This window comes from Reyranella sp. CPCC 100927 (assembly GCF_007859315.1).
In the GTDB taxonomy this organism is placed as follows: Bacteria; Pseudomonadota; Alphaproteobacteria; order Reyranellales; family Reyranellaceae; genus Vineibacter.
This window is the reverse complement of the sequence record NZ_VOHA01000003.1, coordinates 313,958-334,993: the sequence shown is the minus strand read 5'-3', so window position 1 is coordinate 334,993 and position 21,036 is coordinate 313,958. Positions and strand designations below refer to the sequence as shown.

Annotated in this window: 24 protein-coding genes and 1 pseudogene; 9 read left to right on the top strand and 16 right to left on the bottom strand. The window is 65.6% G+C overall.

Features of this window, described 5'->3' with window-relative positions:
* Positions 1 to 33: 33 nt before the first annotated feature.
* The gene (locus FQU96_RS11055) at positions 34 to 486 is read right to left on the bottom strand and encodes a nuclear transport factor 2 family protein (protein ID WP_146541093.1); all 453 of its coding nucleotides are present in this window, start codon (positions 484 to 486) and stop codon (positions 34 to 36) included.
* 106 nt (positions 487 to 592) lie between these two features.
* Between FQU96_RS11055 and FQU96_RS11050 the strand changes: the two genes are divergently transcribed.
* Positions 593 to 1,531, top strand: coding sequence for a LysR family transcriptional regulator (locus FQU96_RS11050; RefSeq protein ID WP_146541091.1), 939 nt, complete (start codon positions 593 to 595; stop codon positions 1,529 to 1,531).
* Here FQU96_RS11050 and FQU96_RS11045 read toward each other — a convergent pair.
* Complete coding sequence (locus FQU96_RS11045) at positions 1,452 to 2,426, bottom strand: cation diffusion facilitator family transporter (protein ID WP_146541089.1); 975 nt, start codon at positions 2,424 to 2,426, stop codon at positions 1,452 to 1,454. The genes FQU96_RS11050 and FQU96_RS11045 overlap by 80 nt on opposite strands.
* A 9-nt stretch (positions 2,427 to 2,435) precedes the next feature.
* Positions 2,436 to 3,032, bottom strand: coding sequence for a pyridoxamine 5'-phosphate oxidase (pdxH, locus tag FQU96_RS11040; protein ID WP_146541087.1), 597 nt, complete (start codon positions 3,030 to 3,032; stop codon positions 2,436 to 2,438).
* 137 nt (positions 3,033 to 3,169) lie between these two features.
* Between pdxH and fabI the strand changes: the two genes are divergently transcribed.
* From fabI to FQU96_RS11020, 4 genes are read left to right on the top strand one after another with little or no spacing between them, the layout of a single operon-like run.
* Positions 3,170 to 4,006 carry an enoyl-ACP reductase FabI gene (gene fabI / locus FQU96_RS11035; protein WP_255467964.1) on the top strand — a complete coding sequence of 279 codons (837 nt, stop codon included), beginning with the start codon at positions 3,170 to 3,172 and terminating at the stop codon, positions 4,004 to 4,006.
* A 14-nt stretch (positions 4,007 to 4,020) separates the two neighbouring features.
* Positions 4,021 to 5,094 (top strand): chorismate synthase, encoded by a 1,074-nt coding sequence (gene aroC, locus FQU96_RS11030; protein WP_146541085.1) that lies wholly within the window; start codon positions 4,021 to 4,023, stop codon positions 5,092 to 5,094.
* A gap of 7 nt (positions 5,095 to 5,101) precedes the next feature.
* The gene (locus FQU96_RS11025; RefSeq protein WP_146541083.1) at positions 5,102 to 5,626 is read left to right on the top strand and encodes a hypothetical protein; all 525 of its coding nucleotides are present in this window, start codon (positions 5,102 to 5,104) and stop codon (positions 5,624 to 5,626) included.
* A 9-nt stretch (positions 5,627 to 5,635) separates the two neighbouring features.
* Positions 5,636 to 6,208, top strand: a complete 573-nt coding sequence (locus FQU96_RS11020; protein ID WP_146541081.1) for a peroxidase-related enzyme — start codon at positions 5,636 to 5,638, stop codon at positions 6,206 to 6,208.
* Positions 6,209 to 6,223: 15 nt separating this feature from the next.
* On the opposite strand, the gene FQU96_RS11015 is transcribed toward FQU96_RS11020, so the two are convergent.
* The 5 genes from FQU96_RS11015 to FQU96_RS10995 all read right to left on the bottom strand — a co-directional run bounded on the left by FQU96_RS11015 (position 6,224) and on the right by FQU96_RS10995 (position 11,082).
* Entirely contained in the window at positions 6,224 to 7,216 is a 993-nt protein-coding gene (locus tag FQU96_RS11015; RefSeq protein ID WP_146541079.1) for a branched-chain amino acid ABC transporter permease, read from the bottom strand.
* Positions 7,213 to 8,082: a branched-chain amino acid ABC transporter permease gene (locus tag FQU96_RS11010; RefSeq protein WP_146541077.1), complete on the bottom strand. Its 870-nt coding sequence runs from the start codon at positions 8,080 to 8,082 to the stop codon at positions 7,213 to 7,215. Before FQU96_RS11010 ends, FQU96_RS11015 begins: the two co-directional genes overlap by 4 nt.
* A 178-nt stretch (positions 8,083 to 8,260) precedes the next feature.
* Positions 8,261 to 8,965 carry an ABC transporter ATP-binding protein gene (locus tag FQU96_RS11005; RefSeq protein WP_146541075.1) on the bottom strand — a complete coding sequence of 235 codons (705 nt, stop codon included), beginning with the start codon at positions 8,963 to 8,965 and terminating at the stop codon, positions 8,261 to 8,263.
* A 12-nt stretch (positions 8,966 to 8,977) separates the two neighbouring features.
* Positions 8,978 to 9,730 carry an ABC transporter ATP-binding protein gene (locus FQU96_RS11000; RefSeq protein WP_146541073.1) on the bottom strand — a complete coding sequence of 251 codons (753 nt, stop codon included), beginning with the start codon at positions 9,728 to 9,730 and terminating at the stop codon, positions 8,978 to 8,980.
* A 41-nt stretch (positions 9,731 to 9,771) separates the two neighbouring features.
* Complete coding sequence (locus FQU96_RS10995; RefSeq protein WP_146541071.1) at positions 9,772 to 11,082, bottom strand: ABC transporter substrate-binding protein; 1,311 nt, start codon at positions 11,080 to 11,082, stop codon at positions 9,772 to 9,774.
* A gap of 161 nt (positions 11,083 to 11,243) precedes the next feature.
* Here FQU96_RS10995 and FQU96_RS10990 point away from each other — a divergent pair, with 161 nt between their 5' ends.
* The gene (locus tag FQU96_RS10990; protein WP_146541069.1) at positions 11,244 to 12,791 is read left to right on the top strand and encodes a sulfatase; all 1,548 of its coding nucleotides are present in this window, start codon (positions 11,244 to 11,246) and stop codon (positions 12,789 to 12,791) included.
* 135 nt (positions 12,792 to 12,926) lie between these two features.
* On the opposite strand, the gene FQU96_RS10985 is transcribed toward FQU96_RS10990, so the two are convergent.
* The 4 genes from FQU96_RS10985 to FQU96_RS10970 all read right to left on the bottom strand — a co-directional run bounded on the left by FQU96_RS10985 (position 12,927) and on the right by FQU96_RS10970 (position 15,495).
* Positions 12,927 to 13,187 carry a hypothetical protein gene (locus FQU96_RS10985; protein WP_146541067.1) on the bottom strand — a complete coding sequence of 87 codons (261 nt, stop codon included), beginning with the start codon at positions 13,185 to 13,187 and terminating at the stop codon, positions 12,927 to 12,929.
* Between the two features lie 41 nt (positions 13,188 to 13,228).
* The gene (locus FQU96_RS10980; protein ID WP_146541065.1) at positions 13,229 to 13,636 is read right to left on the bottom strand and encodes a VOC family protein; all 408 of its coding nucleotides are present in this window, start codon (positions 13,634 to 13,636) and stop codon (positions 13,229 to 13,231) included.
* Between the two features lie 13 nt (positions 13,637 to 13,649).
* Positions 13,650 to 14,846, bottom strand: coding sequence for a CaiB/BaiF CoA-transferase family protein (locus FQU96_RS10975; protein ID WP_146541063.1), 1,197 nt, complete (start codon positions 14,844 to 14,846; stop codon positions 13,650 to 13,652).
* Positions 14,847 to 15,174: 328 nt separating this feature from the next.
* A complete protein-coding gene (locus FQU96_RS10970) occupies positions 15,175 to 15,495 on the bottom strand; it encodes a hypothetical protein (RefSeq protein WP_146541061.1) in 321 nt (106 codons plus the stop codon).
* 233 nt (positions 15,496 to 15,728) lie between these two features.
* Between FQU96_RS10970 and FQU96_RS10965 the strand changes: the two genes are divergently transcribed.
* Positions 15,729 to 16,019 (top strand): hypothetical protein, encoded by a 291-nt coding sequence (locus FQU96_RS10965; protein WP_146541059.1) that lies wholly within the window; start codon positions 15,729 to 15,731, stop codon positions 16,017 to 16,019.
* Positions 16,020 to 16,094: 75 nt separating this feature from the next.
* Here the strand turns inward: FQU96_RS10965 and FQU96_RS10960 are convergent, their stop codons facing one another.
* The 4 genes and pseudogenes from FQU96_RS10960 to FQU96_RS42165 all read right to left on the bottom strand — a co-directional run bounded on the left by FQU96_RS10960 (position 16,095) and on the right by FQU96_RS42165 (position 19,047).
* Positions 16,095 to 17,276, bottom strand: a complete 1,182-nt coding sequence (locus FQU96_RS10960) for an FAD-dependent oxidoreductase (protein WP_218574678.1) — start codon at positions 17,274 to 17,276, stop codon at positions 16,095 to 16,097.
* A gap of 270 nt (positions 17,277 to 17,546) precedes the next feature.
* Positions 17,547 to 18,005: a hypothetical protein gene (locus tag FQU96_RS10955; RefSeq protein ID WP_146541055.1), complete on the bottom strand. Its 459-nt coding sequence runs from the start codon at positions 18,003 to 18,005 to the stop codon at positions 17,547 to 17,549.
* An 80-nt stretch (positions 18,006 to 18,085) separates the two neighbouring features.
* A pseudogene (locus FQU96_RS43125) lies at positions 18,086 to 18,311 on the bottom strand (DUF433 domain-containing protein).
* Positions 18,312 to 18,360: 49 nt separating this feature from the next.
* A complete protein-coding gene (locus tag FQU96_RS42165) occupies positions 18,361 to 19,047 on the bottom strand; it encodes a hypothetical protein (RefSeq protein ID WP_178130448.1) in 687 nt (228 codons plus the stop codon).
* A gap of 259 nt (positions 19,048 to 19,306) precedes the next feature.
* On the opposite strand from FQU96_RS42165, the gene FQU96_RS10940 reads away from it, so the two are divergent.
* Together FQU96_RS10940 and argC are read left to right on the top strand one after the other, a co-directional pair.
* Positions 19,307 to 19,615 (top strand): I78 family peptidase inhibitor, encoded by a 309-nt coding sequence (locus tag FQU96_RS10940; RefSeq protein ID WP_255467960.1) that lies wholly within the window; start codon positions 19,307 to 19,309, stop codon positions 19,613 to 19,615.
* A gap of 388 nt (positions 19,616 to 20,003) precedes the next feature.
* A complete protein-coding gene (argC, locus tag FQU96_RS10935) occupies positions 20,004 to 20,981 on the top strand; it encodes an N-acetyl-gamma-glutamyl-phosphate reductase (RefSeq protein ID WP_146541053.1) in 978 nt (325 codons plus the stop codon).
* Positions 20,982 to 21,036: the final 55 nt, after the last annotated feature.

Below are 21,036 nucleotides of genomic sequence, written 5' to 3'. Positions count from 1 at the left end.
TCGGATGCAAATCGTCGCGAACCGATCGCGGCGCTAGAACATGCCGTTGTTGTTGGCGGCCTTCTCAGGGATCGGCTGAGCGACATCCCAGTGCTCGACAATCTTGCCGTTCTCGAGTTTGAAGATGTCGATGATGGCCACGCCACGCTCGCCAGGCGACCGTACGGCGTGCACATGCAGGATGACGTAATCCCCATCGGCGAAGACGCGCTTGATCTCACTGCGTGAGTTCGGGAACTTCTCGCGCAGGAATGCCAGGAAGTTCTTGAACCCTTCTGGTCCATCGCCGGCATTGGGATTGTGCTGCGTATAGCGCGAACCGAAATGGACGGCTGCCGCCTCGAAGTCCTTCTTGTTGAGGCCTTTCTCGTAGAAATCGAGCACGACCTTCTTGTTCTCTTCCATCTGCCGTGGATCAGCCGCGACGGCTGACTGGGCGACGAGCGCCAGGGCACCGGCAATCAGGGCAACAGCGATCTTTCTCATGGCACCTTCTCCGCAACGGGGCCCAGGATAGTGCCTGCCGCGATTGATCCGGAAAACGCTCCATTCAGCAAATTACTGTATACTTCTGTTGAACAATGGAGTGCCGATGCCCTCGGTCAACCTGAACCGCCTTGCCGTTTTCGCCGCCGTGGCGGAAGCCGGATCATTCACGGCGGCGGCACGGCGACTGGGACTGACCAAGGCGATGACCAGCCAGCACGTCAGCCGGCTCGAGGCCGAGCTTGGCGCTGCCCTGCTCTCGCGCACGACGCGTCGCGTTGTGCCGACGGAGGCAGGCGCCGCCTTCCATGCCGATTGCACCCGCATCCTGCAGGAGACCGAGGCGGCCGTGGCGCGTGTCGGATTGGGCGGCGAAACGCCGGCCGGCACGCTGCGCATCACGGCCTCGATCGACTTCGGCGCCACCGTGATCGCACCGTCGCTGACCGCCTTCATGGAGCAGAATCCTGACCTGATGGTCGATTTCGTCGCCACCGATCAGATCGTCGATCTGGTCGGTGAGCGCTTCGACCTTGCCATCCGTACCGGATGGCTGCGCGATTCGCGCCTGCGCGCGGTGCGCCTGCGCAGCTTCCGGCAGATCCTGGTCGGCGCACCCACCTATCTGGCGCGGTACGGCAAGCCGCGTCGGCCGCACGATCTGCCAGCCCATCGCTGGATCGGCCTCACGCAGTTGCGCAGCCCGCTCACGTGGCGCTTCACGTCGCGGCGCGGCACCGCGCATGCGGTCCGTGTCACCGCCCATGTTCTGGTGAACACCAGCAGTGCCGCGCGCACCTTCGCGATCAGCGGCGCCGGCCTGTCGGTGCTGCCCGACTCGATGATCGAGGACGACATCGCCACCGGCCGGCTGGTGCCGCTGTTGCCGTCATGGAACCTTCCCGAAGGCGGCGTGCACGCGGTCTATCCCGCCACCCGCTATCCGCCGGCCAAGGTGCGGTTGTTCATCGACTTCCTGCGGACCCGGCTGGCGCGACCAAGCGCGCCGCTTCATCGAGACCGTGGGGGTCGAGATGGAGGATGATCTCGGCGTCGGGAAAATCACGCCGGATCGCAGCCTCGATCTCGTTGCCCTTCTGATGAGCGCCAATCAGACTGGTCTGCGGGTCGAGTTCGACATGCATCTGGATGAAGCGCGTCGTGCCCGACGTTCGGGTGCGCAGGTCGTGCAGGTCGCGCACGGCCGGGTGCGCTCGCACGATCGCCTTGATGCGCTCACGCTGGTCGTCCGGCAATTCATGGTCCATCAGGACATCCAGTGATCGCTGCAGCAACGTGCGCACACCGAACAGCAAATAGAACGCAATCAGGATCGCGCCGGCGGCGTCCAGCCACGGCACGTTGAACCGCGCCGACAGCAGCAGGACGACGATCACTGTCGCGTTTGCCATCAGGTCGCCCAGGTAATGCAGCGAATCGGCGCCCACGGCCATCGATCCCGTGCGCCGCACGACATGGCGCTGGAAGGCGACTAGCCCTATGGTCAGCGCGATCGCCAGCGCCGTCACGGCCAGGCCCACCTCCTCGTGCGTCACCGCTTGCGGGTGCAGGATGCGGTCACCGGCAGCGAGCGCCAATCCCAGAGCCGAGGCGATGATGAACCCGGCCTGGGCGAAGGCCGCCAGCGCCTCGGCTTTGCCGTGGCCGAAGCGGTGCTCACGATCGGCCGGCGTCAGCGCCTGGCGCACAGCGAACCAGGCGATGCCGGAGGCCAGCAGATCCAGCGCCGAATCGATGAGGGATGACAGCATGGCCACCGAGCCGGTGGCCAGCCACGCCAGCAGCTTGGTGACGATCAGGATGGAGGCGACCGCGAGAGAGGCCCAGGTCACCAGCCGCAACAGCCGCGAGCGCGACGCGCTTGCAGTCGCCGGCCCGTCCGCTGGCACCGACGGGGTTGCCAGACGGTCGCTCGGCATCATGGGCTCCTACGGATAGAGCTTCTCGGTCGTCCACCCGCTGTCCGTCGGCGCGGCGCGCGTGAAGACCGTGCGATCATGCAGCCGGAAGGGCATGTCGCGCCAGAACTCGAACAAGGTCGGCCGGATGCGGAAGCCGGACCAGTGCGGCGGCCGCGGCACCTTGCCAAGCGCGAACTTGGCTGTGTACAGGGCGACCTGTTTCTCGAGCGCGAAACGGCTCTCGAGCGGCCGCGACTGCGCCGAGGCCCAGGCGCCGACCTGACTGCCCAGCGGGCGGGTGGCGAAGTAGGCGTCCGCCTCCTCCGCCGTCGTCGGCTCGACCAGGCCCTCGACCCGCACCTGGCGGCGCAGCGACTTCCAGTGAAACAGCAGGGCCGCCTTGGGGTGCGCCTGAAGCTGGGTGCCCTTGCGGCTTTCGTAGTTGGTATAGAAGACGAAGCCGTTGCGATCCCAGCCCTTCAGCAGGACCATGCGCAGCGACGGCATGCCGTCAGGGCCGACGCTGGCGACGGCCACGGCGTTGGGGTCGTTGGGCTCGCTTTTCTCGGCCTCCTGGAACCAGGCGGCGAAGCTGTCGAAGGGGTCGGTACCGGGCTCACTCATGCGGCGGAATATGGTCGTAAGGCTGCGGCAATACCAGCCATGGATTGTCCTCAGTGTGCCTAACCACTAGCCCTTGCCCGGCCTGCGGCGCCCGGCTACAAGGCGCTGACAACTTGTTGAAATAGCGAGCATTCCGAATGGCAGCCCCCGGTCGACTGATGGAAGGCAAGAAAGGCCTAGTCATGGGCGTTGCCAACGACCGCTCGATCGCTTGGGGCATCGCGCAGGCCGTCCACGCCCAGGGTGCCGAGCTCGCCTTCACCTATCAGGGCGACGCGCTGGGCAAGCGGGTCAAGCCGCTGGCCCAGTCCATCGGCTGCGACTTCGTGCTGCCCTGTGACGTGACCGACGCCGCCAGCATGGACGCGGTCTTTGGCGCCGTCCAGCAGCGCTGGGGCCAGCTCGACTTCCTGGTCCATGCCATCGCCTTCTCGAACAAGGACGAGCTCAAGGGCAAGTATCTGAACACGACACCCGACAACTTTGCGCTCACCATGAACGTCAGCTGCTATTCGTTCACGGCAGTCTCCCAGCGCGCAGTGCCCCTGATGAAGGCGGGCGGGTCGCTGCTCACGCTCACCTACTATGGCGCCGAGCGCGTCATGCCCCACTACAACGTCATGGGCGTGGCCAAGGCAGCGTTGGAAGCGAGCGTGCGCTACCTGGCGGCGGACCTGGGCGACCAGGGCATCCGGGTCAACGCGATCTCGGCCGGGCCGATCAAGACGCTGGCTTTCGCCGGCATCGGCGATGGCCGCTATATCCTGAAGTGGAACGAGCTCAACTCGCCGCTCAAGCGCAACGTGACCACCGATGAAGTGGGCAACGCCGGCCTGTTCCTGCTGTCGGACCTGGGCTCCGGCGTCACCGGCGAGGTGATGCATGTCGATGCCGGCTACCACGTCGTGGGCATGATCAAGACCAGTTCGGCCAAGCAGCTGTCGGAGCTGCTGGCGACCTTCGACGACGACTAGGCAGGCACCCGGCCATGGCCGGTAATACATTCGGTCACCTGTTCCGCTTCACCAGCTGGGGCGAGAGCCACGGCCCCGCCATCGGCTGCGTCGTCGACGGTGCGCCGCCGCGCATCCCGCTGACCGAGGCCGACATCCAGGTCTGGCTCGACAAGCGGCGGCCGGGCACATCGCGCTTCGTCACGCAGCGGCAGGAGCCGGACACCGTCAAGATCCTCAGCGGCGTCTTCGAGGGCGTGACCACCGGCACACCGATTTCGATGCTGATCGAGAACGTCGACCAGCGTTCGCGCGACTACGGCGAGGTGAAGGACCAGTTCCGCCCGGGTCACGCCGACTACACCTATCTCGCCAAGTACGGCGTGCGCGACTACCGCGGCGGCGGCCGACAGTCGGCCCGTGAGACCGCGGTGCGCGTGGCCGCCGGCGCCATCGCGCGCAAGGTGCTGGGCGACGGCGTCACCATCCGCGGCGCCGTGGTGCAGGTCGGCACGCACACGATCGATCGTGCCAACTGGGACTGGAGCGCCGTCGCCGACAATCCGTTCTGGTGCCCCGACCGCCAGGCCGTGCAGCGCTGGGAGGGCTACCTCGACTCCGTGCGCAAGGCCGGCTCCTCGGTCGGTGCGATCATCGAGGTCACCGCCAGCGGCGTACCGGTGGGGCTGGGCGCGCCGATCTACGACAAGCTCGACAGCGATATCGCTCGCGCGCTGATGAGCATCAACGCCGTCAAGGCCGTGGAGATCGGCGAGGGTTTCGCCGCCGCCGCCCTGTCGGGTGAAGAGAACGCCGACGAGATGCGCATGCAAGACGGCAAGGTGTCGTTCCTCAGCAACCATGCCGGCGGCATCCTGGGCGGCATCTCGACCGGCCAGGATATCGTTGCGCGCATGGCGGTGAAGCCGACCAGCTCGATCCTGACGCCGGTCAAGAGCGTCGACCGCTTCGGCAACGAGGTCGACCTGCGCACCAAGGGCCGCCATGACCCCTGCGTGGGCTTGCGTGCCGCGCCCGTGGCCGAGGCCATGATCGCCTGCGTACTGGCCGATCATCTGCTGCGCCATCGCGCGCAGTGCGGCGGCTGAGTCCGACATGGCTGCTCGACCACGCCGCCTGGAAGTGCGCCACAGCCAGACCTTCCACATGACCCTGGCCGCTCTCGGCATGACCATGCTGGTCATCGCCGCGATTTTCGGTGCCGCGATCGCGATGGGCGAAGCGCAGATCGGCCAACAGTCCCCCTGGGTGATGGGGCTCTGTGCGGCGGCGATCCTCTACTACGTCGTGCGCTCGATCCTGCGCTTCCGCGACCGCCGCCCCCAGGTCGTGGTCGACCGGGACGGCATCCGGCTGGGCTTCGGCCGCGACCTGCTGGTGCCCTGGGACGTGATCCAGTGGGCCCGCGTGCGCGGCGTCCGGCCCACGCTGCAGATCGGCGTCGACCTCGAGCATTTTTCCAAGGCCCGCGTCTCGCTGTGGAACCTCGACGACAATCTGTCGAGCGTGCCCGGCGCCGGCGCCGCCATTGCCGTGCGCGCCGCCGGCCTCGACACCAGAATGAAGACCGTGCTCGACGCCATCCACGCCTGGAAGCCGTCGCTGCGCCCCCATCGATAGGAGAACGCCATGCCCCAGCCCGATCACCTGTGGAAGCTCGATATCACCGTTGGCGAGCCGACCGAGGAGGACCTGAAGAAGTACTGGGCCAAGTGCGTCGAGAAGCTCGGCATGGTGCCCAACGTCATCCGCGCGGTGTCGCAGAATCCCAAGAAGGCCCGCACCTTCATCGCCATGTACAACGAGCTGATGCTGGGCGACTCGGGCCTCAGCAAGCTCGAGCGCGAGATGATCGCCGTTGTCGTGTCGAGCGCCAACCGCTGCTACTACTGCCTCGTCGCCCACGGTCAGGCCGTGCGTCAGTACTCGGGCGATCCACAGCTGGGCGAGATGATGGTGCTGAACTACCGCGTCGCCGACCTGCCCGCCCGCCAGCGCGCCATGCTCGACTTCGCCTGGAAGCTCACGCTGACCCCGTTCGACGTCGGCGATACCGACCGCGACGGGCTCAAGGCCCACGGCTTCACGCCGCAGGACATCTACGACATCTGCGATGTCATCGCCTTCTTCAATATGTCCAACCGCATGGCGCACGGTTCGGAGATGATCCCCAACGCCGAGTACCATGCGCTGAGCCGCTGACGGAGCAACGTGGCGTCACTCCGCCGGCGCCGGCTGCTGAGGCCTGCGCCGCAGCCAGCGCGCCTCCAGCAGACTGCCCAGGATGCCCTTGGGCAGGAAGATGATGAACATCACCAGCAGCACGCCGTAGACCAGGTTGTCCCAGCCTACGGCCTTGGTGCCGAACGAGATGCGCAAGGTCTCGGCCAGCAGCAGCGTGATCACGGCCCCGGCGGTCGGCCCCAGCGACACGTAGATGCCGCCCACGACCACGGCGAACACCATCTGCAGCGACACCGAGATGCCGCTCACCGTGTCGGGCGAGATGAACATCTGGTACTGGCAGTAGAGCGCGCCGGCGAATGCCGTCATGACGGCGCTCAGCACCGTGATGCGCAGCTTCTCCTTCGTCACGTTCACGCCGGCGGCAGCCGCGGCATCCTCGTCCTCCGAGATCGCCTCCAGCGCAAAGCGGCTCATGCTGCGATCGACCAGGTGCCAGATGTAGAGTCCGGCCGCCCATACCCCCAGCGCGATCAGGTACCAGGTTTCCTTGTCGGTGAACTGCAGCGCCAGGAACGCCGATTCGCCGGCCTTGTGACGCTCCGGCGTATAGCCCAAGGAGCCGCCGGTATAGTCGCGCGTCGCCGTGATCACCTGCAGTACGATGCCGCTCAGCGCCAGGGTCACCAGGGCGAAGTAGTGCCCGGTGATGCGGAAGCGAAAACACGGCCAGCCCACGATCAGCGCCAGTGCGCCGGCCGCCAGCAGCGCAATCGGGATGCCCAGCCACGGCGACAGGCCGACATGGTTCCACAGCAACGCCGTCACGTAGGCGCCGATGCCCATGAAGCCACCGTGGCCCAGCGACACCAGCCCGAAGCGCCCCATCACCGACCACGACGTATAGGCGAATGACCAGATCAGAATCTGGATCATGATGTGCAGCGGGTACGGCGAATGATAGACGAACGGCACCGCCACCAGCACCGCGCCGGCAACCCAGGGGAAGTAGGAACGCATGGTCATGACCGCCGGGCCAGCAGCCCCTGGGGCCGCACGAACATCATCACGATGAAGAAGGCGAAGGCGAGCACGTAGCCCCATTCGAGATCGGAGTAGAGACCGCCGAGCGAGATGATCTCGGCGAAGATGAAGGCGGCCACGAAACCGCCGATCATGTTGCCCAGCCCGCCCAGCACACAGATCATGAAGGTGATCGGCCCGAACGACAGGCCGACGAAGGGGTGCACGTCGTACTGCAGCACCAGCAGGGTGGCCGCCAGCCCGGCCAGCGCGCCGCCGACCGCCGAGGTGACGAAGTAGACGCGCCGGCTGTCGACGCCCATCAGCGGCATGATCTGGCGATCCTGGGCGATGGCACGGATCGCCGTGCCCGTGTAGGTCCGCGTCAGGAACAGGTAGATCACGACCATCGCCACCAGCGCGGCGCCGAACGCCAGCAGGCGGGCGTAGCTGATGTACATTTCGGCGACGTTGATCACCGGCAGGCGGATGCCGGCGTTGCGGAAGTCGATGCCGAACGCCACCGTCGCCGCACTCTGCAGGAAGAACAGCACCCCGCCGGTCGCCAGCAGCTGGTTGATCGGCGCCGCGTTGAGCAGCGGCTCGATCACCAGGTAATGCAGGAGCGCGCCCAGCACCCCCACGCCCGCCACCGCAATCAGGGCCGCCAGCGGGAACGGCAGGTGATAGACCGTGAACAGGAAGTAGAGCGTATACATCCCGATCATGATCAGCTCGGCGTAGCAGATCCACACCACGTCGATGACACCGAAGATCAGGTTGAGGCCGAGCGCCAGCAAGGCCAGCACGCCACCCAGTAGGATGCCGTTGATCAGGGCCTCGAGCAGATAGATGTCGAAAATCTGCATCAACCAATGCTCCTCATACCAACGTCCCGTGCCACCATCGTCATCCCGAGCGCCCCTTCGGCAGGCTCAGGAGAGGGATCTTCCGAGAATGGCGCAAGGTGCGTCACTCGCAGGAGATCCCTCTCCTGAGCCTGCCGAAGGGGCGCTCGGGATGACGGTTGTGGTGGCGTGCCACTGCTCATACGCCCAGGTAGGCTTCGCGAATCGATTTGCTCTCGAGCAGCTCGGCCGCCGTTCCCGCCGCGCGGATGCCACCGGCCTCGAGCAAGTAGGCGCGATCGACGACCTTCAGCACCTGCTGCACGTTCTGCTCGACGATGAGCACGGTCAGCCCGCCGGACCGGATGCGTCGCACCAGGTCGAACACCTGCTGCACGATCACTGGCGCCAGGCCGGCCGACGGCTCGTCGAGCAGCAGCAGCTTGGGCTCCGACATGAGCGCGCGGCCGATGGCGCACATCTGCTGCTCGCCGCCCGACATGGTGCCGGCGAACTGGTTGCGCCGTTCACGCAGGCGCGGGAAGAGGTCGAAGACGAACTCCAGCCGCTGGCGGAACTTGGCGCGCGCCGCCGGCATGAAGGCACCCATGCGCAGATTGTCCTCGACCGTCATGCGCGCGAACAGCCGGCGGTTCTCCGGCACGTGGGCGATGCCGAGCTCGACGATGCGATGCGCCGGAGTCTGCGCCAGGTCGGCCCCCTCGAAGCCGATCATCCCCTGCCCTGGCCGGATCAGGCCGGAGATCACCCGCATCAAGGTCGTCTTGCCGGCACCGTTGGGGCCGATCACGGCCACGGCCTCGCCCAGGCGCACGTCGAGCGAAATGTCGAACAGGGCCTGAAAAGCCCCGTAGCCGGCGCCGACGGATTTCAGTTCCAGCATCGCCCGCCCCGCCTAGCCGCGCGCCGCGGTCATGGCCTGCACGGCCTCGGAGTCGGTGCCGAGATAGACCTCGACCACACGCGGATCGTGCGCCACCGCACTGGGCAGGCCCTCGGCAATCTTCTCGCCGTGGTCGAGCACCATCACGCGATCGACGATCCGCATCAGCACGCCCATGATGTGCTCAACCCAGATGATCGTCATACCCAGTTCCTTGCGGATGCGATCGAGCATGTCGGCCGCCTGATCCATCTCATGCTCATCAAGCCCACTGAGGCTTTCGTCGGCCAGCAGCAGCTTGGGTCCGGTCGCCAGCGCCTTGGCCAGTTCCAGCTTCTTGAGGCCGGCGGCACCCAAGCCGTCGACGGTGGCCCCGCGGTCGCTGGGCAACCCGACCAGCGCCAGCGCCTGTTCGGCGGCGGCGAACGCCTTCGACTGCGAGTGGCTGCCCTGGCCATAGTAGCCGGCCAGGGCCACGTTCTCGAAGATCGACAGCCGGCGGAACGGACGCGGGATCTGGAACGTGCGCCCGATGCCGCGGTTGATGATGCTGTGCGGCGATACCCCGGCGATCTCGCGGCCTTCGAAGCGGATCGAGCCCGCTGTCGGCGGCAACGTGCCGGAGAGCATGTTGAAGATGGTGCTCTTGCCTGAGCCGTTGGGGCCGATCAAGCCGAGGATCTCGCCCGGCTCGACCTTGAAGGAGACACCGTTGACCGCCGTGAAGCCGCCGAAGCGCTTCACCAGTCCTTCGACGTTCAGCACGCAGGCCTCATATCATCAGAGACAAGCTCACCATGAAGCCCTTACTTCGCGGCGTAAGGTGACGATGCCGGCAGCGGCAGGACGGGTTCACGCAGCTGCAGGCTCTTGGGCCACACGACATAGGCGTTGTCGTCGACGTACTGCGTGATCACCGGGAAGGCGCGCGCGTTCTGCCCGGCCATCGCGCCCTCGCCTTCGAACTTCACGCCGAAGCCGAGCATGGAGCCGCCTTCCGGCAAGTCGACCTCGAGTGCCGCCTTGCGCAGCGCCTCGGCGTCGATGCCGCCGTACTTCTTGATTGCCTTGGGCAGCACCTCGGTCAGCAGCACATAAGTGTTGCTCGCCGCCATGCCGACATGGGCCGACCTGATGGTGGTGCCCGGCTTCGCCTTCTCGTACTCGTCACCGATCATCTTGACGAACGGCGGCAACGCCGGCGCCAGCGCGTTCTCCTTGGTGAGCCAGATCGAGATCGGATCGACGTTGAAGACGTAGTTGACGTCGTTGCCCAGCGATTCCTTCAACTTGGCATAGACGCCGTAGCCGGCGCCGTGTCCGACCAGGGCGCTGAAGCGGAAGCCCTGCTCGCGCGACTGGCGCAGGAACAGCGTGATGTCGGGGTTGTAGCCGGTGTGGAACAGTACGTCGGGACGGGCACGCTTCAGCTTGGTCACCAGCGCCGACAGATCGGGTGCCGTGGCCGAGTAGCCCTCCTTCAGCACGACGTTGAAGCCGGCCTTCTTGGCGCCTTCCTCATTGCCCTTCGAGACGTCGACGCCGTACGAGCCGTCCTCATGGATGATGGCGACGCGCAGGTCCTTGGGCTCCTTGCCGAACTTCGCCTTGGCGTTCTGGGCGATGAAGTCCGTCGACATCAGGCCGAACTGCCGGCCGCTGGGCTGCGGCCGGAACACGTATTTCAGATTGCGGTTTTCCAGCACGGCCGAGGAGATGCAGGTCGTGATCCACATGAACTTCTTCAGCTGCTCGGCCCGCGCCGCCACCGGCACGCACTGAGCCGACGAGAAGAAGCCCAGCAGCATGTCGACCTTTTCCTGCTCGGCCAGGCGCACTGCCTCGTTGATCGCCACATCGGGCTTGCTCTGGGCGTCGGCGTAGACGGCCTCGATCTGGTAGCCCTCGACCCCGCCCTGCTTGATGAAGTGGTCGATCATGATCTTGGCGCCGAGCGCATGCAGGTCGGAACCGCCGCCGGCCAATGGCCCGGTATAGTCGTAGACGACGCCGATCTTGAACTTCTTGGCCTGCGCATGGACCGCCGGCGCTGCCGCCGTCATCGCGATCGCCGCAACCACACCACACGCAGCGCGCGCCAGGGCACGTAGCGACATCACACCCTCCCGAAATGAAGCCTTGGTTTTTCTTGGCGGCGATCACACGGGCAACCTGCCCCCTTGTCAAGGGGTCGGCCTCTCGAATCGTTGACGGCTCGCCATGGTGCGCGCGCTTTCGATGCCTCATCATGCGGTGCAACAACACCGGGGGAAACGACATGGGCCGCAAGATCCTGTTCATCACGACCGATCAGCAGCGCTACGACGCTTTGGGCTGCAACGGCGGCAGGGTGGCGCGCACGCCGGTGGTCGATCGCTGGGCCGCCGAGGGCATCCGCTACACCCGGGCGCATGCGCAGAGCGTGGTCTGCATGCCGGCGCGTGCCACCATGGTCACCGGCCAATACGTGCGCACGCACGGTGTCTGGATGAACGGCGTGCCGCTGCCCGACGACGCGCCCAGCGTCGCGCGCTACCTGCAGGAGGCGGCAGGCTACCGCACGGCGCTGTTCGGCAAGGCGCATTTCGAACCGTTCCTCGACATCGAGCGTCGCTTCTACGAGAACCGCATGGCCGGTCTGGGCGAGACCGGTCCCCATCGCGGCTTCGAGCACATGGAGCTTGCAGCTCATACCGGACGCGGCTTCCTGCATTACCCGCTGTGGCTGGCCAAGACGCATCCCGATGCCGTTGCCGGCTTCTATCCCTTGCTCAAGCTGCCCAGCTTCGAGCAGAACGCTGCCGGCGGCGGTGATACCGGCGCCGTCCAGGTCCAGCACAACGCGATCACGCGCGATCTCTATCACACCGACTGGGTCGCCGAGCGCGCCATCGCCTGGCTGCGATCGCTGCCGGCCGACGCCGACTGGTTCTGCTGGGTGAGCTTTCCCGATCCGCATCATCCGTGGGACCCGCCGCAATCAGAGATCCATCGCCATCGCTGGCAGGATGAAAAGCTGCCGGCCAACTGGCCGGCGACCCGCGCCGATGCCGTGGCGCTGCTGAAGGACAAGCCGCGCCACTGGCTCGACTGGTACGAGGGCCGCCTGGTCAGCAACTTCGAGGCGCCGCCCGATTTCGTGCCCAGCACCGTTACCGCCGACCAGCTGCGCGAGATCAATGCCCTCACCCATGTCGAGAACGAGCTGATCGACGAAGCCTGCGGCCGCGTGTGGGATGCCGTGGCGCAGCGCGGCTGGGGTGACGATACCGATGTAATCTTCACTACGGACCATGGCGAACTGCAGGGCGACTACGGACTGCTGTTCAAGGGGCCCTACCACGTCGACTCGCTGATGCGCCTGCCCTTCATCTGGAAGCCGGCCCGCAGCGCCAACGTCGCGCCCGCGACCGTCGACCATCCCGTGGGTCAGATCGACCTGGCGCCGACCTTCTGCGCCATCGCCGGCGTCGAGCGGCCGGACTGGATGCAAAGCCGCGCGTTGCCCGTGAGCGGCAGCGAGGCTGATGCGCAGCGCCGCGAATGCGTCATCACGGAATGGGATTCCGCCTTCAAAGGCATCACCATGCACCTGCGCACGATCTACCGCGACGGGCTGGTGTGCACGGTCTACGAAAAGAGCACGCTCTATGACGGCGACGGTTCGGTGGGAGAACTCTACGACTGCCGCAACGACCCGCTGCAGCGCCGCAACCTCTGGCATGACGCGGCCTGGCAGTCGCGCAAGGCCGATCTGATCGCCGATCTCTACGCCCGGCTGCCGCCGGAGCGCTCGCCGAAACTGCAGGCAGTGGCGAGCGTGTAGTTTTCTCTCCCAACGTAGTTGGGGGAGGTGGCCGAAGGCCGGAGGGGCCCCCTCGCGGTCTCAGTTACCAGGACCACGTGCGGGTCCCCTCCGCCCCTTCGGGGCACCTCCCCACTACGTGGGGAGGGGCATATATTACAGGCCGTCGAGGACCGAGCCGATGCCTTCCGCGACGCTGCCGACGGCGTCAACGACGGCTTCCGCCGCGCTGCCGACCGCATTGAGCGCACCGCTCACCACATCGCCGGCACCGTCCGTGGTTGCCGCTTCGACAACCAACATGCCGGCATCGATGGCATCGACGGGAGAGCCCGAGTCGGCCGGCCTGGCCGCCTGCTGCTGCGCGACGGCCTGAGCCTTCGCTTGCTCGATCGCTGCCAGGTCTTCCGGACCCATGGATGTCACCTCAGCCAAGTGATTGCTTCCTCATGCTCGTCCTATGTGGCGGGCGTGTGGCATACGGCCTCGACGTTGTTTCCGTCGGGGTCCAGGACAAACGCGCCGTAATAGTCGGCATGATAGTGCGGCCGAACGCCCGGGCCGCCATTGTCCTTGCCGCCGGCCGCGAGCCCCGCCCGATGGAAGGCGTCCACCGTGCCGCGGTCCTTGGCAAGCAGCGCCAAATGCGTCGGCCCCGACACCGCGCCGGTGCCCGCCGGCGGCTGCACGATCCACCAGTCGACCTTCCGGCTGCCGTCCGGCCGGGTCCAGCCGAAGCCCGCGATCTTGGCGCCCTCGTGCTCGAAGTCGACCATCAGGCTGTAGGACAGTGGCGCCAAAGCCGTCACATAGAACGCCTTCGATCGGGCGTAGTCTGAAACACGCAGAGTCATGTGGTCGAGCACGGTGAACCTCCGATCAGGCGTCGCCGGTCGCGATCGTGCCCGCGGCGGCGAGCCGGGTGATGTCGGGGTCAGCATACCCCAGTTCATGCAGCACTTCGCGCGTGTGCTGGCCCACGATCGACGGCGGATCACGGTCCTTGCCCAAGACCCGGCCATCCAGTCGCAGGGGCAGCAGCGGCAGGCGCGCGACGACATCGCCCGGCAACAGCGTGGGCGCGAGTTGGCCACTGGCAGCCAGATGCGGATCGTCCAGCAGGTCTTCCGGTCGCGCCACCCGCGCGTAGGAGATGTCGGCCTGCTCGGCCAGCCGTTCGATCTCGGCGATCGGCCGCGCCGCCATCGTCTGGCGCAGGATGGGCAGCAGCCAGGGCCGCGCGGCGATGCGGTCGTTGTTGGTGGCCAGGCGCGCATCGTCCTTCAGGTCCGCAAGACCGAACACGTCGATGAAGCGGCGCCACTGGCCGTCGCTGGTGACGCCGATGAAGATCTGCGCCCCGTCGGCGGTATCCATCGGCTCGTAGATCGCCCACGACGAAATGCGCTCGGGCATGGGCGGTACCGGTCGCTGCATGACCGCCGAGGCCGCGAGGTGCGTTCCCATCAGCAGCACCACGGACTCGAAGAGTGCGCTTTCGACATGGCCGCCCCGGCCGGTGCGGTCACGCTCGCGCAGCTTCAGAAGCACGCCCAGGGCGCCGTAGGTGCCGCCCATGATGTCGATGACCGAGGCGCCGGCGCGCAACGGCTTGCCGGTCGGCCCGGTCATGTAGGCAAGCCCGCCCATCATCTGCACCACCTCGTCGAGCGCCGCGCGGTGTTCGTACGGACCGGCGAGAAAGCCCTTCAAGGCGCAGTAGATCAGTCGCGGATTGAGTTCGGCGCAGCGCTGCAGTCCATAACCGCGCTTGGTCATGGTGCCGGGCGCGAAATTCTCGATCAGCACGTCGGCGCGACGCACCAGCTCGTCCACCGCGGCACGGCCGTCCGCTGTCGCGACATCGACGGCGATGGCGCGCTTGTTGCGGTTCAGGAATCCGAAGAAGCCGACACCGAAGCCCTTCAGACGGCGCGTGCGATCACCGTCGACCGGCTCGACCTTGACGACGTCGGCACCGAGATCGGCCAGCACCATCCCGCACGTCGGCCCCATCACCGTATGCGAAAACTCCACCACGCGAACGCCGCTCAGCGGCAACGGACTGAGCGTCATCGACTGTCCTTGTGTTGGTACTGATGCGGAGCGATTGATCGGACGGGCGGCAGAATGGGCAGATACGGCCAGAAAGTCGCTTTTGCGCATAGTTTCAAGGCAGTATCCGACCCGCCTGTCACGGCCAGGTGCGCGGCAGATAGTGGCCAGTTACGGCCAGAAAGTCCTTCCATAGCTCGAACCCCGACGACAGGCGCAACTCCCCGTCTATGTCATACTAAATTCTCAGACAGAGATCAAGAACAAAATGGCAACTTTGTGCTTGAATGAATGCGGCCGTGAGTTATGCGGTCATTTTTGAAACTGTCTCTTGAACCTTAAAACCCAGTCATAGGGCTCTTGAGTCCTGCGTGTGCGACCACGTCTCAAAGACAGACTCGATTTCCGTTCGTCCACCGGACACATAGCGCAGGAGCGCTCCATCCTGACCGTGAGGATACCCAAGAAGGTTCCCCATGACGTTGCGGGCGGCATTCTCATCACGGGAGTCAGTTGCTGGCCACTTTTCTAGAATTTCCTTCAACTCCAAACGATCGATGCCGATCAGCGTATGGAACTCCCAATCCTCGAAAAACGGACCTTCGATAGCAGCAACCAGGCAGTTGCGAACGACTTCTATCTGATGTTCGGTTAATGTGTTTGTGGCCATGCGGATCCTACCTCACGTGGTGGCGACATCGCGCGAGACCCAGTACCGCCGACGTCGAGAATCTTCGCAAGCTGTAAAGAATACCGGAAGTGCATCACTCCTGCAGCACACTCCAGGCGAGGCGCCGCTTGGGCGCTACGCACAATCGAAACGAAATCGTTTTTTGTCCCGCAGGTAGAGTTGTAGGAGAGGACCCGACACCCAACAGCAGCGAGAAGTCGTGGGAAGGCGTTATGAGCTACGCACCGAGGATCGTACTGCAACTGCCCCTCTCTGACCCTGCCTTGTTGGTATCTTTCGTGGAAGCATGCATTCGCGACAAGGTGGGTTTGATCGCGGTCGTTGGCGATGGCTGCAGCGAGATACATGATCTGATTGACGAACTCGTCGTGGGAGACGGCAGCGACGAGAGCCGTTTCATCATGACGAGCTTCCACTCCGACGAAACGGTACAGCAGGTCTTCGAGTTCGTGTCCGCATGGCAAACCGAAAGAAGTGAGGCGGTCGAATTGGTCAAGCTGTAGTGCAAGCGGAGGGCTAATGCAGAGGTCGGCGCTTCGCGCCGAGGCGGGCCAGAGGCCCGCGCTCCCAGGTCGAAGCTATCGCAGCGTACGCCCCGGCATACGGGCGTAGAGTTCGGCAATCGTCGCGATCGCCGTTTCGGCTTCGCGACGGTCGGGTGTCTCGTCGGCGATGCCGTAACCGAACATCTCGCTGCCGCCGGTCTGCTGAACGACAATGCCGTCCGGTCGGGGCAGTACCGAGACGTGGTGATAGTAGAGGCCGTAGCGCACCTCGGGCTGCGGCGCGAGCCACGTGATCTGGCCGCGCACCGGCGTGATCGTCTCGTCCTTCCACAGCGCCCGTGCACCGTAACCGGTGCAATTCACCACCACCGGTTCGCGCAACCGCCCGAGATCGGCCGGCGTGTGAAAGGTCATGGTCTCGATCCGACCGCCTTCGAGCAGGAAATCGGTGGTCAGCTGGTGCGCCAGCGCCGCGACGTTGAACTGCATGGAGGTGCCATGGCGCACACGCGCCACCGGAAACGGATTCTCGGCGGCGGACAGTTCGCGATAGCGCGGCACCATGTCGAGCAGACGACCCCCGTAGCCGGCGAAATGGACCGCTTCCGCCTGTGGCGTCGACGGCTCCACCGGCGCCGGCGCGTTGTCCAGCAGGACGAAGCGATCGCTCCACGACACCGGTTCGCCCGGCAGGCCGACATAGGTCTGATAGATGCCGTAGGACGTCCGCGCCATCTCCTCCCACAGCGCCGGAAAATCCGGCGCCACCTTGTCGGCGGCGGCGATGCGCGAGTCGGGCGACCAGGTGCCGGTCGCGCGCGCCGAGCGCGTCTGCGGCGTGCGCTCCTGGGTGTAGATCGTCACGCGCGCACCGGCACGCCGCAGCAGGAGCGCTGACGTCAGGCCCAGGGCGCCGCAGCCGATGACCGCGATGTTTCGCGTCCCGCCTTCCAGCGCGCGGCGTGCCGCGATGGTGCTGGAGCCCCAGGCGAGCGACCAGCCGCTGCCGCCGTGGCCATAGTTGTGGACCACCCGCTTGTTCGCCACCGTTTCGACATCCAGACGCGGCCCGGCGGCGCGGAAGGGCCGCAGGCAGACAGTAATGCGTGTGATGCGCTCGGCCTGCATGCGCAGTGGCGCCAGCGGTGGAATGGACGATGTGCCCGTCGCGCTGCAACCCACAAGGCTTGCCGCGCCAAGGCTGCTCAGGCCCATCATGACAGCCCGCCGACTGCTCTTCGCTGCCTCGGTCACGCCACCCTCATTGTGATCTCGGTGAGGCGCGACCCTACCACTCCCCATTCGCCATGCCAGGTGAAAGCGTTTGCAAGAATGATGCAATTACGGCGGCGATATCTCTGCAAGGATCGGCACACAAGCGCTGCCTTGGGGCGCATCCCTCGTTGCTCACCCGCTGGGACCGGACAGATTGATCTGCCTGCGGCCTACAACGGATGGATCCATCGAAACGGAAGCTCGCGAGGAGCACGCCGCGCAGGTCGTGGCCAGGGAAGTAGCGTGGAACTATGGCGCAGCCGTTTTTGGCAGACGCTCGTTGAGTAATCCGTATATGCGCTTGGCGGCACCCACGCTGTCCGGCACGCCAGAGATCACAAGGGTGATGAGGTCGCTACCACGTCGGATGAGTATCATCGGGCCCACGGACGTTGCCTGATCTCCAAGACCAGCAAGCTCTCCCATCACTTTTTCCAGCTGCGGTTTCGCAAGGCCAACGCCAGCCATGCCGGCGACGCCGTCTCCCCAATTCAGCTGCACCTCTGCATAGGCGCCGCCGATTTCTCCCCCTGCGGTTTCGTAAGTACACTTGGTCTGCCCGCCTCGGTCATCGGCCGATGCGGCAACCGGCCTGCCGAGAATGGCACTCATATCCGCCGCTGGGACAAGACTGCACGCGGTCGGTGCACCGAAGGCCTGACTACTGAGAAGACCAGTAAGGATTGCGACGGCCGGAACAATGCGCATGAGACGGTGGCTCCTGTCCGATGGCATTACATTTAGAGGCAGCGCCTCACAGGCGCAATCTGATGGATCATGCTGCAGAGTCACGCTGCTGTACCGACCAGCGCTGATTTTTCCCGATCGGCAGCATAGGCAAGGCAGACTCGAATGTCCTCACGCTGGAGGTTTGGATAGTCCGCGAGAATCTCATCCTCTGACATTCCGGACGCCAACCAACCCAGAACATCGTACACAGTGATTTGCAAGTCGCACACACGGGCGGCCGCCACGCTTGCCGGCTTCCATCGTGATGCGCGCGCGATAGTCCATCGCGCCGACTTCGCCAGTGCCGTTTGCAAGGCCTTGGCGCAGCGGATGTTCAGGAGGGCGGCAAGCTTGGTAAATCCCCGAACCATTCATGCGCCCATTTGAACAGCGGCACGGTGGCAGCTTCGGCAAGCGCCACGTCGGCGAAGCCGGTGCCCACGAAAAACGCTTCCTGTTTGGGCACCCCGTGATTACGCAGCAACCTGAGCACCGCTTCGGCACGCGGATCGCGACGGCCTCCTGATGCGGGCTCGGCAATGCCGATCGCCGCCACCTTGTCGTCCAGGGCGCTATTGAGTTGGGCGCACATCGCCGCGCATGCCTCTTCATCCAGCACGCCGTGCAGCAGCAGATCGGCGAGCAGGAACAGGCGACCGCCGAAGCGAGCGATCTTGGCCGCCATCTCCGGCCGCGGCTCGGCGCGAAGGCCGGTGTCCCCTTCCCGCTTCACACGCGCCACCAGACCCAACGGCAGCACCGCCGTCGACAGGTAGCTGCCGGTATCCAGGATGACGGCCGTGAGCTCGCGATAGGTAATGCCCAGTCTCTCGGCACGGTCCAGCCGCATCCGGGCCACCTCCGGCTTGGGCTGCTTCCAGGCCTTGGCGATCGCCCGCCGCCACGTCCAGGCTTCCCACGACATGTCGAAGGGCGGACCGCCGTTGTGGCCGATCCCCGGCCGCCGCAGCAGCATCTCGACTTGTGGCGCATAGGCACGCCGCTCGTAACGATCACCCATGGAGGCTCCCGGTCTCCCGATTTCTGCCTGAAAAATAAGCAAATTGTGTGCCAACACTACGCCTACGCCACGGATCATGCAGCAGTGAATGCCTTGGTCCATGGGTCGGACGCAGCGCGCTCGCGGGCCGCGGGCTCGGCTTCGTACCGGAAGACGTCTTCCTGCCTCATACCTGCCAAGGGCCGGCCCAATTGGTCGTGTTGGATCCTTGCGGTACCGTCTCCCCAAAGCCGACAATCTTGCGAAGGAAGGAATTGCTTTGACCATCCGCTCGAAACTGCTTGTCGCCGGTGGCTTGGCCGTTGCGACGCTCGCCGCCGCAGGCTGCCAACCCGCGTCTTCGCGTCCTGATACAGGCAGCTCGACGGCGATCTGCAAGCGCGACGCGGCCGAGGCGCTCACCGGCAAGGACCGTATCACCGACGACCAGGCGAAGCAGATCACCGGCGCCTCAATCGTGCGTCAGATCCGTCCGGGCCAAGGGGTGACCATGGACTATCGGCAAGAGCGCGTGACGATCGAAACCGATCCTCGGACCGGGAAGATCGTCCGCGCGTTTTGTGGCTAGAACGGATTCCGGTCGATCGGAGCCTGGGAGCGCGGGCGTCTCGCCCGCTCATGTCAGGCCGCGCTTTGCTTCAACCCCGATGCGGGCGGGACGCCCGCGCTCCCAGGACTATGTCCGAGAGGAGTGGTCGGCAGACATTCCGCTTGACGATGAATGTGGGTAGCGACAGTGTCGAAAGGCATGCTCAGGAACCAGAACCTTTGTGACCGACGCCGACGTCGCTGCACCCAGCGGCGGCTCTTCGGGCTGCGCGTCGATCAGCGTCCGTCCGTGTGGTGACCTCAGCGTAGGTCCCACCCGCCGGAGCGGCCCCGGCCCGCGTTCCTGAACCCCCGCAGCCCCCGGCTCCGGGGGTTTTGTTTTGCCCAAACCCCGGAAGGATACCACCATGAGCATTCGCGTCGGCATTGTCGGGATCAGCGGTTTTGGCGGTGGCGAGGCAATGCGCCTGGTCGCGAGCCACCCCGCTTTCGAACTCATCTACGCCGCAGGCGAGGGCAGCGCCGGCAGCCGCTTGGTGGACCGCTTTCCCGGTGTGCCGGCCAAGCTGGCCGACCTGGTGATCGAGAAGTGGGACCCTGCGACCCTGCCCAAGCTCGACGTGCTGTTCGCGTCGCTGCCCACGGGCGCCTCGGCCGAGGCGCTGGCGCGCGTCTCCAAGGACGTGAAGATCGTCGACATCGGCGGCGACCACCGCTACGTTGAGGGTTGGGCGTACGGCCTGGCCGATGTCTGGCCAAGCCAGATCGAGGGTCAGAGCCGCGTCGCCAACCCCGGCTGCTTCCCCGCGGCGACACTGAACGCGCTGGCGCCGTTGCTGGCCAACAAGCTGATCGAGCCTGGCAACATCGTGATCGACGCCAAGACCGGCATCTCCGGTGCCGGCCGGGGCGGCGCCGATAGCAAGTTCGGCTACGCCGAGAGCAACGAGAACCTGGTGCCCTACGGTCTGCTCAAGCACGTCCACATGCCCGAGATGGCCAAGACCATCGAGCGGCTGAGCGGCGGCAGCGCGGCCGGGCTGGTGTTCACGCCGCACCTGGTGCCGATGACCCGCGGCGTACTCGCCACCATGTACTGCCGCGGCCGCGCCACCACGGAGCAGTGCCTGGACGCGGCCCGGCGCTTCTACGCCGGGCGGGCGTTCGTCCGCGTGACCGACAAGCCGCCGCAGACCAAGTGGGCTACCGGCTCGAACCTCGCGTTTGTCAGCTATGCGGCCGATCCGGAGCGCAACTTGGTGATCGCGATGGGCGTGGTCGACAATCTCGGCAAGGGAGCCGCCGGCCAGGCGGTGCAGAATGCGAACCTGATCTGCGGCCTGCCAGAAACCGCGGGGCTGGACGGCGCGCCTGTCTGGCCATGATCAAGGCGGGCCTCCGGGCAGCCGCAATGAAGGAGCCGGAGGTCATGGTCTATCT

What these genes read in the sequence shown, in the direction of transcription:
- FQU96_RS11055 (WP_146541093.1), bottom strand. Translation starts at nt 486, where the DNA reads ATGAGAAAGATCGCTGTTGCCCTGATTGCCGGTGCCCTGGCGCTCGTC.
- FQU96_RS11050 (WP_146541091.1), top strand. Translation starts at nt 593, where the DNA reads ATGCCCTCGGTCAACCTGAACCGCCTTGCCGTTTTCGCCGCCGTGGCG.
- FQU96_RS11045 (WP_146541089.1), bottom strand. Translation starts at nt 2,426, where the DNA reads ATGCCGAGCGACCGTCTGGCAACCCCGTCGGTGCCAGCGGACGGGCCG.
- pdxH (WP_146541087.1), bottom strand. Translation starts at nt 3,032, where the DNA reads ATGAGTGAGCCCGGTACCGACCCCTTCGACAGCTTCGCCGCCTGGTTC.
- fabI (WP_255467964.1), top strand. Translation starts at nt 3,170, where the DNA reads ATGGCAGCCCCCGGTCGACTGATGGAAGGCAAGAAAGGCCTAGTCATG.
- aroC (WP_146541085.1), top strand. Translation starts at nt 4,021, where the DNA reads ATGGCCGGTAATACATTCGGTCACCTGTTCCGCTTCACCAGCTGGGGC.
- FQU96_RS11025 (WP_146541083.1), top strand. Translation starts at nt 5,102, where the DNA reads ATGGCTGCTCGACCACGCCGCCTGGAAGTGCGCCACAGCCAGACCTTC.
- FQU96_RS11020 (WP_146541081.1), top strand. Translation starts at nt 5,636, where the DNA reads ATGCCCCAGCCCGATCACCTGTGGAAGCTCGATATCACCGTTGGCGAG.
- FQU96_RS11015 (WP_146541079.1), bottom strand. Translation starts at nt 7,216, where the DNA reads ATGACCATGCGTTCCTACTTCCCCTGGGTTGCCGGCGCGGTGCTGGTG.
- FQU96_RS11010 (WP_146541077.1), bottom strand. Translation starts at nt 8,082, where the DNA reads ATGCAGATTTTCGACATCTATCTGCTCGAGGCCCTGATCAACGGCATC.
- FQU96_RS11005 (WP_146541075.1), bottom strand. Translation starts at nt 8,965, where the DNA reads ATGCTGGAACTGAAATCCGTCGGCGCCGGCTACGGGGCTTTTCAGGCC.
- FQU96_RS10995 (WP_146541071.1), bottom strand. Translation starts at nt 11,082, where the DNA reads ATGTCGCTACGTGCCCTGGCGCGCGCTGCGTGTGGTGTGGTTGCGGCG.
- FQU96_RS10990 (WP_146541069.1), top strand. Translation starts at nt 11,244, where the DNA reads ATGGGCCGCAAGATCCTGTTCATCACGACCGATCAGCAGCGCTACGAC.
- FQU96_RS10985 (WP_146541067.1), bottom strand. Translation starts at nt 13,187, where the DNA reads ATGGGTCCGGAAGACCTGGCAGCGATCGAGCAAGCGAAGGCTCAGGCC.
- FQU96_RS10975 (WP_146541063.1), bottom strand. Translation starts at nt 14,846, where the DNA reads ATGACGCTCAGTCCGTTGCCGCTGAGCGGCGTTCGCGTGGTGGAGTTT.
- FQU96_RS10970 (WP_146541061.1), bottom strand. Translation starts at nt 15,495, where the DNA reads ATGGCCACAAACACATTAACCGAACATCAGATAGAAGTCGTTCGCAAC.
- FQU96_RS10965 (WP_146541059.1), top strand. Translation starts at nt 15,729, where the DNA reads ATGAGCTACGCACCGAGGATCGTACTGCAACTGCCCCTCTCTGACCCT.
- FQU96_RS10955 (WP_146541055.1), bottom strand. Translation starts at nt 18,005, where the DNA reads ATGCGCATTGTTCCGGCCGTCGCAATCCTTACTGGTCTTCTCAGTAGT.
- FQU96_RS42165 (WP_178130448.1), bottom strand. Translation starts at nt 19,047, where the DNA reads ATGGGTGATCGTTACGAGCGGCGTGCCTATGCGCCACAAGTCGAGATG.
- argC (WP_146541053.1), top strand. Translation starts at nt 20,004, where the DNA reads ATGAGCATTCGCGTCGGCATTGTCGGGATCAGCGGTTTTGGCGGTGGC.